General features: G+C 53.9%; 20 protein-coding genes. 10 read left to right on the top strand and 10 right to left on the bottom strand.

From position 1 onward, the window contains the following. Position 1 precedes the first annotated feature (1 nt). Together AWR27_RS07100 and AWR27_RS07105 are read right to left on the bottom strand one after the other, a co-directional pair. Positions 2 to 346 (bottom strand): XisI protein, encoded by a 345-nt coding sequence (locus AWR27_RS07100; RefSeq protein ID WP_077130544.1) that lies wholly within the window; start codon positions 344 to 346, stop codon positions 2 to 4. After that, on the bottom strand, positions 334 to 747 hold the full coding sequence (locus tag AWR27_RS07105) for a XisH family protein (protein ID WP_077130545.1): 414 nt from the start codon (positions 745 to 747) through the stop codon (positions 334 to 336). Before AWR27_RS07105 ends, AWR27_RS07100 begins: the two co-directional genes overlap by 13 nt. 65 nt (positions 748 to 812) lie before the next feature. On the opposite strand from AWR27_RS07105, the gene AWR27_RS07110 reads away from it, so the two are divergent. Both AWR27_RS07110 and AWR27_RS07115 read left to right on the top strand, forming a co-directional pair. Beyond that, positions 813 to 2,096: a mandelate racemase/muconate lactonizing enzyme family protein gene (locus AWR27_RS07110; protein WP_077130546.1), complete on the top strand. Its 1,284-nt coding sequence runs from the start codon at positions 813 to 815 to the stop codon at positions 2,094 to 2,096. Between the two features lie 5 nt (positions 2,097 to 2,101). Continuing rightward, on the top strand, positions 2,102 to 3,343 hold the full coding sequence (locus AWR27_RS07115) for a mandelate racemase/muconate lactonizing enzyme family protein (protein WP_077130547.1): 1,242 nt from the start codon (positions 2,102 to 2,104) through the stop codon (positions 3,341 to 3,343). Positions 3,344 to 3,359: 16 nt separating this feature from the next. On the opposite strand, the gene AWR27_RS07120 is transcribed toward AWR27_RS07115, so the two are convergent. The 4 genes from AWR27_RS07120 to AWR27_RS07135 form a co-directional block, all read right to left on the bottom strand. After that, positions 3,360 to 5,018, bottom strand: a complete 1,659-nt coding sequence (locus AWR27_RS07120; protein ID WP_077130548.1) for a glycoside hydrolase family 5 protein — start codon at positions 5,016 to 5,018, stop codon at positions 3,360 to 3,362. Positions 5,019 to 5,094: 76 nt separating this feature from the next. Continuing rightward, the gene (locus AWR27_RS07125; RefSeq protein ID WP_077130549.1) at positions 5,095 to 5,769 is read right to left on the bottom strand and encodes an outer membrane beta-barrel protein; all 675 of its coding nucleotides are present in this window, start codon (positions 5,767 to 5,769) and stop codon (positions 5,095 to 5,097) included. Positions 5,770 to 5,868: 99 nt separating this feature from the next. After that, positions 5,869 to 6,594, bottom strand: coding sequence for an alpha/beta fold hydrolase (locus tag AWR27_RS07130; RefSeq protein ID WP_077130550.1), 726 nt, complete (start codon positions 6,592 to 6,594; stop codon positions 5,869 to 5,871). A 134-nt stretch (positions 6,595 to 6,728) separates the two neighbouring features. After that, positions 6,729 to 7,691, bottom strand: coding sequence for a helix-turn-helix domain-containing protein (locus AWR27_RS07135; RefSeq protein WP_157579167.1), 963 nt, complete (start codon positions 7,689 to 7,691; stop codon positions 6,729 to 6,731). 117 nt (positions 7,692 to 7,808) lie between these two features. On the opposite strand from AWR27_RS07135, the gene AWR27_RS07140 reads away from it, so the two are divergent. Beyond that, the gene (locus AWR27_RS07140) at positions 7,809 to 9,509 is read left to right on the top strand and encodes an IlvD/Edd family dehydratase (RefSeq protein ID WP_077130552.1); all 1,701 of its coding nucleotides are present in this window, start codon (positions 7,809 to 7,811) and stop codon (positions 9,507 to 9,509) included. A 46-nt stretch (positions 9,510 to 9,555) separates the two neighbouring features. Here the strand turns inward: AWR27_RS07140 and AWR27_RS07145 are convergent, their stop codons facing one another. After that, entirely contained in the window at positions 9,556 to 9,726 is a 171-nt protein-coding gene (locus AWR27_RS07145; RefSeq protein ID WP_157579168.1) for a hypothetical protein, read from the bottom strand. A 229-nt stretch (positions 9,727 to 9,955) separates the two neighbouring features. Between AWR27_RS07145 and AWR27_RS07150 the strand changes: the two genes are divergently transcribed. After that, positions 9,956 to 10,591 (top strand): class I SAM-dependent methyltransferase, encoded by a 636-nt coding sequence (locus tag AWR27_RS07150; protein ID WP_077130554.1) that lies wholly within the window; start codon positions 9,956 to 9,958, stop codon positions 10,589 to 10,591. Between the two features lie 7 nt (positions 10,592 to 10,598). Here the strand turns inward: AWR27_RS07150 and AWR27_RS07155 are convergent, their stop codons facing one another. The 3 genes from AWR27_RS07155 to AWR27_RS07165 all read right to left on the bottom strand — a co-directional run bounded on the left by AWR27_RS07155 (position 10,599) and on the right by AWR27_RS07165 (position 11,970). After that, on the bottom strand, positions 10,599 to 11,204 hold the full coding sequence (locus AWR27_RS07155; protein WP_077130555.1) for a cysteine hydrolase family protein: 606 nt from the start codon (positions 11,202 to 11,204) through the stop codon (positions 10,599 to 10,601). Positions 11,205 to 11,277: 73 nt separating this feature from the next. Next, complete coding sequence (locus AWR27_RS07160) at positions 11,278 to 11,649, bottom strand: helix-turn-helix domain-containing protein (RefSeq protein ID WP_083732774.1); 372 nt, start codon at positions 11,647 to 11,649, stop codon at positions 11,278 to 11,280. 27 nt (positions 11,650 to 11,676) lie between these two features. After that, complete coding sequence (locus AWR27_RS07165) at positions 11,677 to 11,970, bottom strand: type II toxin-antitoxin system HigB family toxin (protein ID WP_077130556.1); 294 nt, start codon at positions 11,968 to 11,970, stop codon at positions 11,677 to 11,679. A 106-nt stretch (positions 11,971 to 12,076) separates the two neighbouring features. Here AWR27_RS07165 and AWR27_RS07170 point away from each other — a divergent pair, with 106 nt between their 5' ends. The 6 genes from AWR27_RS07170 to AWR27_RS07190 all read left to right on the top strand — a co-directional run bounded on the left by AWR27_RS07170 (position 12,077) and on the right by AWR27_RS07190 (position 16,891). Then, the gene (locus AWR27_RS07170; protein WP_077130557.1) at positions 12,077 to 14,173 is read left to right on the top strand and encodes a TonB-dependent receptor; all 2,097 of its coding nucleotides are present in this window, start codon (positions 12,077 to 12,079) and stop codon (positions 14,171 to 14,173) included. Between the two features lie 84 nt (positions 14,174 to 14,257). Next, positions 14,258 to 14,539, top strand: coding sequence for a TerC family protein (locus AWR27_RS25925; RefSeq protein WP_250637984.1), 282 nt, complete (start codon positions 14,258 to 14,260; stop codon positions 14,537 to 14,539). 20 nt (positions 14,540 to 14,559) lie between these two features. Beyond that, a complete protein-coding gene (locus AWR27_RS25930) occupies positions 14,560 to 14,997 on the top strand; it encodes a TerC family protein (RefSeq protein WP_250637985.1) in 438 nt (145 codons plus the stop codon). Beyond that, positions 14,990 to 15,733: a hypothetical protein gene (locus AWR27_RS25480; protein ID WP_198045104.1), complete on the top strand. Its 744-nt coding sequence runs from the start codon at positions 14,990 to 14,992 to the stop codon at positions 15,731 to 15,733. Before AWR27_RS25930 ends, AWR27_RS25480 begins: the two co-directional genes overlap by 8 nt. Further along, entirely contained in the window at positions 15,733 to 16,278 is a 546-nt protein-coding gene (locus tag AWR27_RS07185) for a BamA/TamA family outer membrane protein (RefSeq protein WP_077130559.1), read from the top strand. The genes AWR27_RS25480 and AWR27_RS07185 overlap by 1 nt, the downstream gene beginning before the upstream one ends. Positions 16,279 to 16,351: 73 nt before the next feature. Continuing rightward, the gene (locus AWR27_RS07190) at positions 16,352 to 16,891 is read left to right on the top strand and encodes a TetR/AcrR family transcriptional regulator (RefSeq protein ID WP_077130560.1); all 540 of its coding nucleotides are present in this window, start codon (positions 16,352 to 16,354) and stop codon (positions 16,889 to 16,891) included. Positions 16,892 to 16,920: the final 29 nt, after the last annotated feature.

A 16,920-nucleotide genomic window follows, 5' to 3' on the forward strand; every position in this document is an offset into this window, starting at 1 on the left:
TCTAAGCAACGGCAAAACCGGAAAAAGCACGGGCGGCTGGTGCTACAAACCCCAATACAATATCCTGACGATCAACGCCATCGGCCATAAGTTCATCGACAATCTCGCGCTCTGTATTGTTACATTGAATCCATATCTTACCGTCGATCAAATCGAAATGAAAGATTGGGCCAAAAAGATAGTGATTACCCCGCCAACCCGACGAGAGCAACTGAAAACTGTTGTTTTCCCGGTCGATCAACACCCGCCGTTGTACCTCGTCATGGTAAATTTCCTGGCTGGTTTCGGCTACGTAACGACGCATAAAATTAATAACAGCGTCCTGATAACGGGTTAGCTTTTCCATTGTACTATCTTGTTTTGATGAGGGTCATAAACAATCACCTTAGCACCGATGCGTTCCAGTGACTTTTGAATAACATTTTTCTGAAAAAACCGATTCCAAACATCCTCCGGTATGGCTAAATACAGTATACGTTCGGGGTCCTGAATTGACATAGCCACATAGTAATCATTAAACTGCCCGACCGCTTTATGAAACTCATTGATTGTCGAAGGACCAGCAAAGCTTTTTATTTCTACCGCAATTTTTGTGGTGCCTTTCTCAGCAGCTATGAGCATTTCTGCTCCGAGATCAATCTCGTAGCCCACTTCTTCAACCCGCATGGAATATGGGTCGTGTGTAATAGACCAGCCGTCTTTTTCGAGGGCTTTCCGAACGTTGTTGTGGTAAAGATCGCGAGCCATTTGAGTTTTTTAAACAAAGATAACAGGTTGGCATAAACACACTGCCGATGTAAATGAACGTATGTATGTCAACCCCCCGACGCCATTTTCTGAAATCGGCTTTGCTGGCTCCAACGTTGCCCGCGCTAACCGGTCGCGAAAGTGCTCCCGCCGTTGCGCCCGGTGTACCGCTGAAAATCAAAGACGTGCGCACCATCGTACTGGCCGACCGGCTGACACTTGTCCAGATTTTTACCGATCAGGGTGTGGTGGGTTTTGGCGAGTGCAGCCCTATGAGCGCGAAAATCATTGCCGAAACCGTGTCGGTCATGCGCGATACGCTGCTGGGCGAAGACCCGCGCAACATCGAATACCTTTGGGAGCGGCTGTATATCAACACCTACAAACTGGAAGGTCGTAGTGCGGGCATTGCCCTCAGCGGCATCGATCTGGCTTTGTGGGATATTCTCGGCAAGGTAGCCAATCTGCCTGTACACAATCTTATGGGCGGAGCCTACCGAAGCGTAGTGCCAGTTTATTCAACGCTGTTTCGTGAATCTTCGCCCGAAAACATGGCTCGCCGGGCGCAGGCTGCCGTAGCGTCGGGGTTTACAACGCTGAAACTCCAGGTTGCCACGCGCTGGGGCTTCGACGCTAAACCCGATACCTCGATTGCCGTTATCGAAGCCGTGCGGAAAGCCGTTGGCGATCAGATTGATCTGGTGGTCGATGCCAACTCGGGCTGGAGCGTACCCACGGCCATTCGGCGGTGCCGCGACATGGAACCTTACCGCATCTCATGGCTCGAACAGCCTACACCCGAACGCGACTTAGCCGCCGTGGCCGAAATCTGCCGCGCTACCGATATTCCGATGGGATTCGGCGAAGAAGAATGGTCGGTCTGGCGGTTTAAAGACGCGCTGGTGGCCGGTGCTGCCGATATTCTCCAGCCCGACCCAATCAAATCGTCGGGGCTGACGGGCTGCAAAAAAGTGGCGGTGCTGGCCGAAGCTTTCAGTAAAACCCTGACGCCCCATAACACCAGCCGACACCTCGGCATGGCCGCTACGCTTCACCTGATTGCGGCCTCGCCCAATGCCCGCAGCCCACACGAATGCACGATTCTGCCCGATGAAGCCGCTGCCAAACCAATGGATCAGAACGCCAGCCGCAAAACAACCGAAGCCTCGTTTGCCCCCCGCGCATCCGACGCCGAAGACGTGCTGCGACGGGAGTTGCTGACAGAGCCTTTTGTGGTCAGAAACAGCGCATTAACCGTACCAACCGGGTCGGGCTTAGGGGTTAAGCTCAACGTAAACGTGGTAAAGAAATACGCCAGTGGCCCGGTCGATATTACCGAACAAATGTGAACCCCATGAACCGACTCGAGTTTCTAAAAACCGCCAGTGCAGCCGCCCTTCTGGTTTCGGGTGCCCCCCCAACTGACGCGCAGGCTGGCACAACTGCCCCTAATGACGCGCTGCCCACCTGGCCGCTGCCCGATTTGAAAAAAGCCATTACCAGTCCGGTTAAGATTCGGTCGGTTGAGTTGATGAAAACGCAAAACCGGCTATTGCTGATGGTTACGGCGGAAGACGGTACGCGGGGCATCACGCAGTGCAACGACCGTATGCCCAACCTGACGTCGCTGCTGAAAGGGCTGGTTTTGCCGCATTTTGTGGGGCAGGACGCCCGCGACCTGCCCCAGTTAGTCGATAACGCATACCGGCTTAACAGCAACTATAAATACGCCGGTATGCCGCTCTGGAACTGCATCGGCTCGGTCGAAATTGCAACCTGGGATTTGCTCGGGCGGCTGGCTCAGAAGCCGGTCTACGCGCTGCTGGGTAAGCCCGTTCGGCAGGAGTACCCGGTGTATATTTCAGACTGGTATCGGGGGGGCGAACCCGCCGAAGGCGTAGTGGACCGGCTGCTCGAAAAAATGGCGGCTACCGGGGCTAACGGCGTGAAAATCAAACTCGGCGGGCGCATGGTGAATACGCCCGAAGACGACGCCCGAACCCGTATGTATGTGCCGCTGGTTCGGAAAAAGTTAGGCGATAAAGCCATTATTTATGCCGATGGAAATGGGTCGTTTACCCCGAAAGAAGGCATCGAAACCGGTAAGTTTCTGGAAAACTACGGCGTAGCGATTTTTGAAGAACCCTGCAATTTTGAGGATGAAGAGGGGATGCGGCAGGTGAATCAGGCTCTGACCAAAATCAAACTGGCCGGGGGCGAACAGGACAGCAGCCTGTACCGCTTCGAGCGGATGGCCCGCACCAGCGTGTATGACCTCTACCAGCCCGATCTGTATTACAACGGCGGCATTTTACGGGCGTTACAGGTAGCCGAAATCGTGCGAAAATACGGCAAGCTGATAGCTCCGCACACGCCCAAAGCCGACCCGCTCATTGCACCTTTCTGGCAGTTTGCGGCACTGGCTCCGAACCTGTACGGCCTTCAGGAGTTTGTTTACAATCCCAGCGAAAAACCGGCGTCATGGTTTACGCCCAACATGCGCGTTCAGAACGGCAACATGCCCATTCCAGCCACGCCGGGGCTGGGTATCGAGTACGATGAGGGAATCTGGAAACAGGCCGAGAAAATCGTGTGATATAACATGCCTGTTCCTACTTTAATTTCTGCCTGAACAGGTCGATAAGTGGCTGATTACCCTCGCTGGCGACGGGCAACCGACCGTAGCCGGGGTAGATACCGAAACTGTCTTCGTGATAGGCATGATATGTAAAGTGCAGATTATTCGGTCTGGCAATGTCCAGTACGTCGCTGACCCATTGCACTCCGCCTTTGTTGTTGTCGAAACAAGGATCGCCCACGCCAAACTCACCCATAAACAGCGGCACGTTATTGCGCTTGCCCCAGTCGAGGTAAGGCTGGATGTTTGCGAGCATGTACATTTTATCGCGGGTAAACACCGGTTGGTCGCTGGTTTCAAAATCAGCCCGTAGCCGGACTGTGGCCGTAGCGGGTAAGTTGCTGGTTTTCATCCATCCGCTGATGCGGTACGCGTAGCCCTGCTTAGGCGCGAACGGCAAGGCATAGCAACCGGCGTTGGCGTCTTCGGTTGTACCGGTGAAACGCAGCGACTTAGCGTCGCTGTGTCCCTCCGACGCCAATTGCCAACCGCCCGTGTTGTTGCTCGACCAGAAGTACCAGCCGTTCTGGTCGTTGAGGGGTTGCCACAGCACGTCGCGCACGAACTGCCCGTTGGTAGTATACTCTTTCACCACTACGTCGTCGAGCCAGACGGCACCCCCACCTACTTTCGACACCTGAATAACGGCCTTTGCCAACTTCATCTTCGGATCGGCAACGGTGTAGTTTGTACCCTCGTAGTACGTCCAGTCCGAGCTACCGGCAGCGAGGGCCGGGTTGTTGAACGAGGCCGCGTACCAGCGGGCGTCTGACGGAGCATATACCCGATTCGGGTCAGGGTAGGCACCGCCGTCGCCGAGGTTGGTCCACGACATCAACTGGTGGGTATATTCGTGCGGGTCGTAGGTATGAAACTGGTAGAGTACGTTGCTGTCGTTAATCAGAAACATATTCCGCTCGCCGTTGAAGTCCTTCCACTCGTTATTGATGGCGTTGACTCGCTCGATCACAACGAGGTGGTTGCGGTCAACGGTACGGATGGCGTCGGTAATTTGTTGCGCCAGTGTTTTCCACTGGTCGATGCTACGGGTGGTGTTGGGTTCGTTGACGAGGTCGTAGCCACCAATCACGGGTTCGGTGGCATAGCGTTGGGCGATGGCCTTCCAGAGTGCCGTAAGCCGTTTCTGGTTCTCAGGTACGTCCCACAGTGCCTTCCCGTTGCCCTGCGACTGATAGCCACCCTGGGGCGCGTGCATATTCAGAATGAGGTAGATGCCGTGCTTTTTCGCCCACGCTATGTTCTGATCGAGCCAGGCCCAGCCGGTTTGTTTGTACACGTATGGTCTGGCATCATCCTCAAAGAACGTATAGTTCAGATAGAACCGGACGGCGTTCATGCCCATGTCGCGCACCCGCTCATAATCGACTTCGGTATGGTGCGTTGTGGGCGGCACAGGCGCGTTGCTCCAGATTTCGTTACCAAACGCTACGCCCCGCAACCAGATGGGCTGTCCGTCGGGGCCAAGCAGACGGGAGCCATCGCGCCGGATAACGGCCATTCGTGCACCAGAGGCTTCTGCCGCTGCATCGGTCGGCGTTACCCCGTCGGTGGTTGGGCCGGGTTTGCAGGCGTAGCACAAGGCTACAAAAACGAACCAGATAAGTTTGTTCATGGCTGATAAAGCGTTGGTGAATTCTGGCAATGTACCGATAATTGAATAACCCAACAACCTGCTGGTCACTATCTTATCAAAGCGAATACATCAGCCGAACCTGACCCTGAAGCTGGTAGGAAACGGTCCGGTTATACCGAATAAATTGATCGCCTTGGGGTCGGAACCGCCAGACCAGCAGCGGTTGTGCCATCAACGACCAACGCTCCGTCAGCCGATAGGCGATGCCTGCACCCAGCAGGGGCTGTACAGTAAGTTCGTTACCAAAGTTGATGCGGAATTCCCGGAAGCTCGAACCGGCTTCGGGTTTAAACACCGTGCTGCCGCCAAACGACCCCTGTATGCCCACGGAAACCAAAGGCGAGAATCGGCGGTCAGAAAAACGATAATTGACCAGCAACGGAACGGCCCAGCCTGAACTGATAACGCGGGCCGACGTATTTGCCGACCCAAACGAATAAGGCTGTTTGCTACGCGACTGGCTGAACCAGATACCGGTTGAAACGCTCCAGCGCGGAGTGAACGCATAATCAGCCGATGCGCCCACGATAGCAGCCCAACCGGAAGAACGCTGGTCGAAATCGGTGGAAACAAGCTGGCCGTTCTGATTAGGGGCCGTAAAGGTTAAATTAGTGTGGCTATAGTTAAAGGCCGGAGCCGCCACCACGCCCACCGAAAAACGTTTTTGCGCGAAGGTTGGCGCAACACAGACGCAAAGCAGACTGAACAAAAGCGGAAACCGGGTTTTCATACAGCATCGAGTAGAGTTTGTTAAGGATGCCGTAATGTACAATAAAACCCGGTAAACGGGAAGCAAGCGGGTGTGGGATAAAAGCGGATTCGGGGGAAATTAATCCGGTAGCTGGTCAAGAATGGCCGCCAGTTCGGTTGGCAGCGCAAAGTACGCGCTGTGTCCGCAGTTCATCGAATAAACCTGCCGAACCTGACTGTTGGCGGCTACCATGCGTCGCTGTAGCGTGTTGCCAACGCCCTGATCGGCAAGGGTTTCGATGTAAAATTTTGGCACCCGGCCAAAGTTAGCGTCGGTCAGTTCTACCTTTGTCTGGAAAGCGGCTAATGGTTCGGGCCTTGCTTTGGCTTTGACTAAGGCTTTAATTTCGTCGGAACAATCGCCCGCAAAGACCTGTACGGCCACTTCTTCGGGCAGCGAGGCACTCGAATAATCAGGCGCGAATTGCAGGTTTGGGCCAATCAGACTTTCAGCGTCGCTACCGGCCAGTGTCTGTAAGTCATCGCCATTTTGGGGCAGATAGGCCGACAGATATACCAATTTGGCGAGTCTGTCGGGCAGTTGTTCAGCAACGGCGGAGATAACCATACCGGCCATGCTGTGACCAACGAGCGTTACCGGCCCGGCTTCGGCGGTAATGCGCTGGCTCACCGCATCAACGTACTGCGCGAACGTTACTGAACCGGGGGGCGTGGGGTCGTCGCCGTGGCCGGGCAGGTCGAGCGTGATGACCGTATGTCCCGCCTGTTCGAGCAGCGGTTTTACCAACTGCCAGGCATATTGGCCCGCAAAAGCACCGTGGACAAGCACAAATGTTGTTTTCATGTCAGGTTTGTGTTTTGGTTTTGAATAGATCGCCAACCGACCGAGGAGGAGACAGCAGCGCGATAACACCCGCAAATGTCTGTTATTCAAGTGTATTCTGCCCGGTATAGAAGTGGGTATTCTGGGTATAAATCTCAGCCCAGCCGGTGTTTGCGACGGTAAGTCGAGGGAGACGCGCCCATAGCTTTTCGGAAAAACTTAGCTAAATGCGACGTGTCGGTGAAGCGAAGCTGGTAGGCAATTTCTGACATCCGCAGGTCGGTGTAGCGTAGCAGTGCCCTGAGTTCCATCAGCAGCATATCATCAATTAGTTCGCCGGGGCTTCGGCCTGTTTCGTCTTTCACCATCTTGTGCAGATGGCTTACCGAAACAGCCAGTATATCGGCATACTCCTTCACACTCCGGCGCGTAACGTACTGTTGGCCCACTAATTTTTTGTACCGCGTCACCAGCGGTGAGTGGCTGACACTCGCCGAACCGGGCGAAATACGCTGTCGGCTATAGCTGCGTTTGGCGGTAATAAAAATGAGATTGAGCAGCAATTTAATCCGGCGGCTGCGGTCGGGCCAGTGGTTCAGCACTTCATCGGAGATGTCGAGCAGCAACGCTTTGATGGCATCGGCTTCGTTCTGGGCCAGCCGAAAAAAAGGCACCTGTTGGTAGTCGAAAAACGGATAGGCCGCTGCCAACTGACTGTCGGTCAGCAACTCGTCTATAAAATCAGACGTGAAAACAAGGTAGTACGCGTCAAGGTCAGCGGATTTGTTTCGCAACCAGAAGAGCTGATTCGGCGTGTGGAAGTGAATACTGTTTGGTTCGTGCGTGAATTTTTCCAGCCCAATATGCACATCAACAGAGCCGCGTAAACACAGCGCGACCCGGTACACGTTTGACTTTAGCGGGCCAATCTCATCGCGCAAATTAACGCAGGAATACAACCCAAACCCACCATCGATCAGCACAGCCTGATTGTCTGAACCGAAGCCCGTATCGGCAACGGCTGTTTTGTGAATATAAAAATACGGCTCGTCAAGAACGAACGACGGAATGTCGGCAAGGGGCGTCAAGGCAGTTATGGTTCTAAAGAGTAGCTTCACACCATACAAACCAACGCGGTAGAATGTTTCTGCCTGACTCTTTTCTCATTGAGAAAAGTCAACGCTGCCATCGGGCAGCGCACTGTTTACCGCTAACTGTTTACTGCTCACTGAATTATGCGTTCGCAGGATTGGTTTGGCCGCACCGGAAAAGACGGCTTTATTTACCGGGCCTGGATGAAAAATCAGGGATTTCCGCACCACGAGTTCGAGGGAAAACCCGTTATCGGCATTTGTAATACCTGGTCGGAACTGACGCCCTGCAACGCGCACTTCCGCGAACTGGCCGAAGCCGTAAAGCGGGGCGTGTGGGAAGCGGGTGGTTTTCCGCTCGAATTCCCGGTAATGTCGCTGGGCGAATGTCAGATAAAACCCACAGCTATGCTGTTTCGCAACTTAGCCAGCATGGACGTGGAAGAAAGCATCCGGGGCAACTCGCTCGATGCCGTAATTCTGATGTGTGGCTGCGATAAAACCACGCCCTCGCTCGTGATGGGAGCCTGCTCGGTCGATTTACCAACGATGGTTATTTCGGGCGGGCCGATGCTGGCGGGCCGGTTCCGGGGCCGCAAAATTGGCACGAGCGACGTGTGGCGGTTTGCCGAAGCCTACAAAATGGGCGAGATGAGTCAGGCCGATTTTATTGCCGCCGAAGCCAGCATGGCCCGCAGCCCCGGCCATTGCGCCGTGATGGGCACGGCTTCTACGATGGCTGCAATGGTCGAGTCGCTGGGGCTGGCCCTGCCCGACAACGCCACGATTCCAGCCGCCGATTCGCGCCGGAAAGTGCTGGCCCACATGACCGGCGTTCGGGCCGTTGAACTGGCCCGACAAAACATAAAACCGTCGGATATTCTGACCCGGCAGGCGTTCGAGAATGCCATCATGGTAAACGCGGCTTTAGGCGGTTCAACCAACTTCATCATCCACCTGATGGCAATAGCCGGTCGGGTGGGGGTTGATTTATCGCTTGATGATTTCGATACACTGTCGGCCAAAATTCCGCTGCTGGCAAACCTGCAACCGTCGGGCGAACATTTTGTGGAAGACCTGTTTTATGCCGGTGGTCTGCCTGCCATTATTCGCGAACTGCGCTCATTCCTGCACAACGACGCCATGACCATAAACGGCAATTCGCTGGGCGAAAACTGCGCTGAAGCCCAATGCTACGACCCGGCGGTGATTGCGTCAGTCGAACACCCATTCAAACCCGAATCGGGCGTGGCGGTGCTACGGGGTAATTTGTGTCCCAACGGGGCCGTGCTGAAACCCTCGGCGGCCTCGCCCCACCTGATGCAGCACACGGGCCGCGCGGTGGTATTCGAGGATATCGACGACTACAAAGCCCGCGTCGATGACCCCAATCTGGACGTTGACCCCGACTGTGTGCTGGTACTCAAAAACGTGGGGCCGCGTGGCTATCCCGGAATGCCCGAAGTGGGCAACATGCAGCTACCGGCCAAAATTCTGGCCCTCGGCGTTCACGACATGGTGCGAATTTCGGACGGACGCATGAGTGGTACTGGCTTCGGCACGGTGGTGCTGCACGTATCGCCCGAAGCGGCTGTTGGCGGCAATCTCGCGCTGGTGCAAAACGGTGATCTCATCACGCTCGACGTACCGAACCGAAGTCTGCATCTGCACGTTTCCGACCAAGAGCTGGCCGGGCGGCTTGTTCATTTCAAACCGCTCGACCTCGGCTATCATCGCGGCTACGTGAACCTCTACGTGCGGCACGTAACGCAGGCCCACGAAGGGGCCGATCTCGATTTTCTGCGGGGCGGCTCCGGCAGCGTAGTGAAGCGCGATTCACATTGACGATATTTCGTTGCGTAAGGGGGCGACTACGAAATGAAACATGCCACTACCCCCGAAATACGTTGCCGCCGTGCGGGGTTGACTGGCGCGACAGAGCCTCGAACGCCTGCGCGTTCTCGGCGATGAATCGGTTAAACGAGTCTCTTAGAAAAAGCCAACTACCGGCGACTGCGTGAGACAATTGATTTTCTATATGGCGAAATTTAAGAACTTGCATAGTCGTAAAAATTTGTTCAGAATCAACGTGCTGCACACTCGGCTGCACGTTCCTGTTGACGACAAAGTAACAGGAGCGTTTCCCTAAAAAATTCGCTATTCTTGGTTTTGTACAAAAAGTACCTTTAAAATAGCAGCGAATAGTTGAAGGGTGATGAAGATTCTTGATTGGGTACAATGAAAATTTGGGGCATTTTTTTGGTTGTTACCCGTTCGTGACGTAAAAAAGAGTGAGCTTTGATCGAATAGCCTTCTTCTACGATGGTCTGGCCTGGCTGGTGTTTGGCAATTGGCTGCAACGTGCCCAGCTAACGCACCTCCATCAACTGGCTGCCAGAGCCGATGCCCAACCCCCGATTGTATTACTGCTGGGGGGCGGCACGGGCTGGCTGCTCAAACCGCTGCTGGCCCTGCTACCCAACAGCCGGGTTGTTTACCTCGAAGCATCGGCCCAAATGCTGGCCCGGTCGAGTGAACGCATGGCGCGGCAGGGTTTGGCCGGGACGGTCGAGTTTCGACTGGGCGACGAAACAAACCTATATCCCGGCGAACAGTTCGATATGATTTTCACGCCTTTTGTACTGGATTTATTTACGAATCAAGCCCTTGAAAACCAGTTGATTCCGCGCTTGCAGGCCGCGCTCAAACCCGACGGTCTGTGGTTCGTCACCGATTTTGTGCATACAACCGTCTGGTGGCAGCGGGCTTTGTTGTGGTTGATGATTGCGTTTTTTCGCGCGACGGCAGGTATTGGCATCGGGCAGTTGGCCGATTGGCAGCAATGTTTAGCCGAAGCGGGTCTGATGCGAATAAAGGAGCAACGGCACGTTGGTGGGATGGTGTCAGCAGAGGTTTGGCGGGGTTGAAAATAGCTTACACGTCGGTCACTAATTTCTCCAGATTTATGGCTGTCGATGGCGTGGTTTCGGCTTTCAGAACCCGCTTCATGTAGGCCAGTGCTTCAGCCGTGTAGGCGGGCGAAGCAGCCACCACGCAGTCTTCGGGGACGAACAGTTTGTAGTCGCGCACGTAAGCGTCGTTGGCTGTAAACAACACGCAGGCATCAGCACTGATACCCGTCAGAATCAGTGTTTTAGCTTTCAGATAAGTTAGCAGCGTTTCGAGCGTAGTGGCGTAAAAAGCCGAGTTTTTTGGTTTCAGTACCGAATAATCGCCGGCGTCGGGACGGAGCAATTCGGCAATGGGCTGCCCCCGAACGCCATCGTTCAGGCAATGATCGAGCACTTCATTGAAATCCGAACGCCACCGGCCAAAGTTGTCGTTGACGTACACGACCGGAATGTTGAGGGCTTTGGCACGCTGTTTTAAGTCAGCAATGTGGTTGGCAATTTGTAAAGTAGGTTCGAGAAAATCCGGGCCTTCAGGAAATTCCAGATCATTAATCATATCGATAATCAGCAGGGCGACCGGTGCTGAATCGGGCGCGTTGCCGTGCAAATCGTCGCTTGCCTGAGCCATAACAAAAACGTTGAGTTGGTAAAACGTATAACCAAAAGCCGTTCAAGCTGTTTTTGTTTGGCAGGGCAGCGAGTTAAGCTGTTTTCAAAATATATTCAGCCCGAATGTGTAGCTGTTCGTGCAGCCGTTTGGCTAAATCCATATTGACTTTACGCTTGCCCGTTAAAACTTCTGATAAGCGGGTTTCTGTAATGCCCAACATTTTGGCTGTGTCACGCTGTCTCAAATTTTCCTGAAACATGCGTAAGCGTATCATCTCCGGTAGCGTTGCCGGTTCTACAGGCATAGGATAATGCTCTTCTTCATAACGCTCAACCAGCAACGAGAGCCGTTGAAGTTCAGCCAAATCCACTTCGGTCATGTTCGATGAGCCTTTCGCCAGAAAAACTTCAATCTCAGCCAAAGCCCGTGTGTATTGTTCCTGGGTCTCTATGGTCAGAATCATGTACAATGTTTATGCAACAACGCTTCGTCAGGCTGATGAAGCGTCTATTTTATCATACTCAGCGTGCGTGCCAATGAACCGTATAAAAACAGTTCGGACCGAAAAAATAATCCGAACAATAAGCCGATACTGATTACCTTTTATGTTAAACACGTAATTATCATTACCAACATAATCAACGGAGCCAAATGTATTTTTTACGTCCGATAGATTACGCCAGTCGGCAGCTTTTGTTTTCAAGTACCACTCGTTCAGCGCTTCAGTTGCCTGTGGTTTCGTTGACGCATACTCGTGAATGGCCTTGCGGCTTACAATTACCATTTTTTGATGTGTGTTTCATAAGCAATCGCCGTCCGGTAACGATTATAAGTTGCGTAAAGAAGTCTATTTATTTACACTTTTCAAAATATATTTTTGTTTTTGCTAAATGAAATTACTTCGCACTACGTGTCTTGCCCTATTTATAGGTTGGCTACACTCAACAATTCTCGTCGCCCAAACGCCCTTGCCTTCTTTGCTCGATGATACACTGCAACTCAACGAGGTGGTGGTGCGCGGCTACGCTACCAACCGACGGCTGCTTGAAACGCCCGCGTCGGTGGGCTTGCTCACGCGCCGGGATTTGCAGCAGCGGTTTGGCATACCAACGCCCATAGCGGCTTTGAATACGCTCCCCGGTGTGCGGGCCGACGAACGGTCGCCGGGGAGTTACCGGCTGGCAATTCGGGGCAGTGCCATCCGGTCGCCATTTGGTGTTCGCAATGTGAAAGCCTACTGGAACGAACTGCCCCTGACCGACGCGGGCGGCAACACACCCCTTAACGCCCTTGATGTCAGAACGCTGGGCCGGATTGAAGTCATCAAAGGGCCATCGGGTAGTTTATACGGAGCCGGAACGGGTGGTACGCTGCTGTTTGGCGGGTTGGCTGTGCCGGGTGGCAAAACCACCGCCGAAGTATCGGCATTGGGTGGCAGCTACGGCTTGTTCGGTAACGGCCTGACCGTGCAGACGGGTAAGGCAAACACCGCCCTGTCGCTCAGCTACAACTATATGGAAAGCAACGGCTACCGCAGCCATTCGGCCCTCCGACGCGATGTGCTGAACCTAACCGGTTCGTTCAACGTGAGCGACAATCGAACCGTTTCGGTGCTGGGTATTTTCTCCGACATCAACTACCAAACGCCCGGTGGCCTGACCGAAGCACAGTACCGCGCCGACCCGCGAGCCTCGCGACCGGCTACGCGCACCCTGCCCGGCAGTGCCGAACAGCAGGCGGGCATTCGGCAGCAATATGGCTACGTTGGTATCTCGCACGAGTATCGTTGGAATAACCGGTTTCAGAATACTACGGCACTGTACGGCTCAGGCACCAACTTGAATAACCCCTTCATCACCAATTACGAACGACGAAACGAGCAGGGCGTTGGGGGCCGAACCGTGACGCAGATACGCCTGTGGAAAGGACCACTGCCCACCACCTTTACGCTCGGTGCCGAACTGCTGGCAAACCTGACCGTGAGCCGAAACTACGGCAACCGGCGCGGCCAGCCCGACACCATCCAGACGAATACCGAACTAACGGCCCGCCAGATTACGGCCTTTGCCCAGGCCGAAGCCGAATTGCCCGCTCGCTTTCAGTTTACCGTAGGACTGAGCCGCAACGACCTTAGGTATGGCTACATTAACTATCCGGTTCGGGCTGTTGTGGGTGGGTTATCTGCCGAGCCACAAAGCCAGTTATGGAAGGGTGTGTGGTTGCCGCGTGTGGCTCTGATGCGTACATTCGGCGCGAATATGGCTGCTTTTGCCAGCGTCAGCACTGGCTTCTCGCCCCCGTCGAGTCAGGAAGTGGTGCCGTCGGCGGGTGGGTTCAACGGCGAACTTGACCCTGAATACGGCACGAGTTATGAAGTTGGCTTGCGCGGGTCGGCTCTGCAAAATCGGCTGCGGTTCGACGTGGCTGTGTACGATTTGGCCCTGCGCGAAACCATTGTCAGGCGGTCGAATGCGGCTGGAGCTGAATTTTTCGTCAACGCCGGTCGAACCAGTCAGCGCGGATTAGAAGCACAACTGAGTTACGACGTGCGACTTGCGGCAGTTAATCTGCTGCGATTCTGGAGCAATGCAACCCTGACCAACTACCGATTCCGCGACTATCAGCAAGGCACTGTCGACCTCTCGAACAACCGCATTCCGGGCGTCGCTCCAACCACGCTGATTGCCGGTGCCGATCTGGAAACCAAACGCGGTTTTTACGCTCACCTGACCTACCAGTTTCTAAACCCGTTTCCACTTAACGACGCCAACACGGCTACGGCAGACCCCACGCGGCTGCTACAGGCCACGGCGGGCTTTCGCCGAACGGTTGGCCGCTGGACTGTTGACCTTTACGCGAGTGGCGATAACCTGCTAAACCAGACCTTCTCGCTTGGCTACGACATCAACGCCCTCGGTAACCGCTTCTACAACGCGGCACCGGCCCGTAATTTTCTGGGGGGTGTCAAACTTGGAGTTGGCTGGTAATTAAAACACAAGGCCCCGGCCTGTAGTTACTGAACGTAGCAGCCACTCACCGGCTGGTTCGGTTCACTACGTCGCCAACGCTCTATGGATTTTGCAACTAATATTGTCCCTCTGCTCACGCTGATTGTTCTGGAAGTCATTCTTGGTATCGACAACATCATCTTTATTTCTATTCTGGCCGACAAACTGCCGGTCGACCAACGCGATAAACTCCGGTACTGGGGTATTGGGCTGGCAATGTTTATGCGGCTGGGGCTGCTGGCTCTGATCTCGTGGATTATGCAACTCGACCAAACGCTGTTTACCGTATTTGGTATCGACATCAGCGGTAAAGGGCTGATTCTGCTGGCCGGGGGCTGTTTCTGATCTATAAGAGCACCGTAGAAATATATCACAAAGCCGAACTCAACGACGATGCCAACGCCCCCAATCTCACAACCAAAGTTACCTTCCGCGATTCACTGATTCAGGTGCTGATTCTGGATATGGTGTTTTCCATTGACTCTATCATTACGGCAGTCGGTATGGTCGATCAGCTTTGGGTGATGTACACGGCGGTAATCGTTACGGTCGGTATTATGCTGGTGGCTTCTAAACCCATCAGTTCGTTTATCAGTCAGCATCCATCGTTCAAGATTCTGGCTTTGTGTTTTCTGTTGATTATCGGTATGTCGCTGGTGGCCGAGGGGCTGCATTTCGAGATTCCGAAAGGGTACATTTATTTCTCGATGGCCTTCGCGTTTTTGGTCGACGTAATTCAGATGCGGACAGTTCGACCGGCGGTACGGGACGTTGCGTCGTCGGAGCGTAAGCAGAATGCATAACGCAGGTTGCAAAGTAAAATGCCGGGTAGCCATGCATTGCCCACGGTCGGTTTATACGAATGTGCTCTGGTTTGGTATGCTGCTCATCGGGTGGCATACCGGCCTGGCTCAGGGTGGGGTAGAGCCAGGTAGCCAATCGGCGAACGATACTATTTCGGTGAAAACGGATTCGGTGCAACGAACATCATTCTGGCGCAAACTGCATCCCGATTCGCTGACAAATCGTCCGCTTAAATTTATTCCACTGCCGGTATTGCAAACAGGACCGGAGATCGGTGTAAAAGGCGGCATTACGCTTGATTATTTTTTCAATGCCGGAACCGGGCAACCATACAAACGCCGGTTTCACAGCCGCTATTGGCAACGGCTCGATTCTGTCGAACGCACCACCCGCGATTCATATGCCTTCGTTCATGCACTCTACAGCACCCGCCGACAACTAACGATTGAAGGTGTCTGGAACACCTACGGGGCCGCCGAACGCTACGTGCTGCGCGGGCGGGGTGGCTACATCGACTTTTCGGAAGATTACTGGGGCGTTGGCAATCAGACGGTGAGTGAGCGCGATTTTGCGGTACTGAGCTACCAACGCTGGTACGTGCAGAACCGGGCGTGGCGCAGGTTGGGAGGGCGTGTCTTTGCCGGGTTGAGCTATCAGTACAGCGACACGCGAAACATGGGGCTAAACCTGGGCAGGAACTTCCCGAACGCCTGCCGGGCAACAACGGTAGCGTAGTGTCTGGACTGGGGCCAACCCTGCTTGCCGACTACCGCGATAATCCGTTCAGTCCAACACGCGGCTGGTATGCCGAATGGGCCACGCAAATCTACAAACATAAGTTAGGCAGTCAGTTTAATTACGTCGAACACCTGTTCGACCTGCGTCGGTATATGCCGTTAAATGCCCGGAATTTGCTCAGTTTTCAGGCGATAGGCCATTTCACAGCCGGAACCGTACCCCTGCGCGAACTGCCTCGGCTGGGTGGCCCTAACATGCTGCGAGGGTTTGTTATGGGCCGTTACCGCGACCGGCAGTTGTGGTCGGTGCAGGCCGAATACCGCCGAACCCTGAATCGGTTTCTGGTAGCAGCCGCTTTTGCGGCTGCTGGGGGTGTGGCCGATACGCCCGCCAACTTCGGTCTGGAAACTACCCGCTACGCCGGTGGGGCAGGGCTGCGGGTATTGCTGAATCGCAAAAAAAGCGTCTATCTGCGTACCGACGTTGCTCTGAACTCTAATGGCACGGTCAACTTCTACATGCGGATGCTCGACGCTTTCTGACGATTAGTTTTATTCTGTTTTGGTAGTATAAAAAAATTGTACATATATTTGTGAGTAATTACTCACTTTTGTCGTGACAGAGAAAAAAGAAACTATTCTGACCATAGCCCTGCAACTATTTGCTGAGCAGGGTTATGAAAATACGCCCACCAGCCAGATTGCCAGGCAGGCGGGTGTGTCGGAAGGGTTGATTTTCAGGCATTTTGAGAGTAAAGAAGGGTTGTTCAAAGCGTTGCTGGCCGAAGGGCAAACGCGTTTAAAAGGCTATGTCGATGCGATTGTCAATGAGCCGGATTACAAAAAACGCATTGCGTTGGTCATTGAATTGGGGCCGTTACTGATGCGTCGTGAGCGGTCGTTCTGGCAGTTGCAGTTCACGCTTAAATTCAAAAGTGCGCTGTATGCTAAATTAAAAAATGAACAGGCGGAGTTTGTTGCGCTGTTTCAGGCTGGCGTAGAAGCGTTTGCCGGGCTGGGATATGCCGAACCGGAGCAGGAAACGTACCTGTTAATGCTGTTACTCGAAGGGTTGACCGGGCAAATGCTGGCGCAGGGTGATAGTTATGACTCAGCCCCAGTCGTTGCGTTTATCAAGTCGAAATACAACGTTTAATTTTTTTGTAAAATAATGTAAGTGATTGC

The sequence above is a fragment of the Spirosoma montaniterrae genome, assembly GCF_001988955.1.
Taxonomy (GTDB): domain Bacteria; phylum Bacteroidota; class Bacteroidia; order Cytophagales; family Spirosomataceae; genus Spirosoma; species Spirosoma montaniterrae.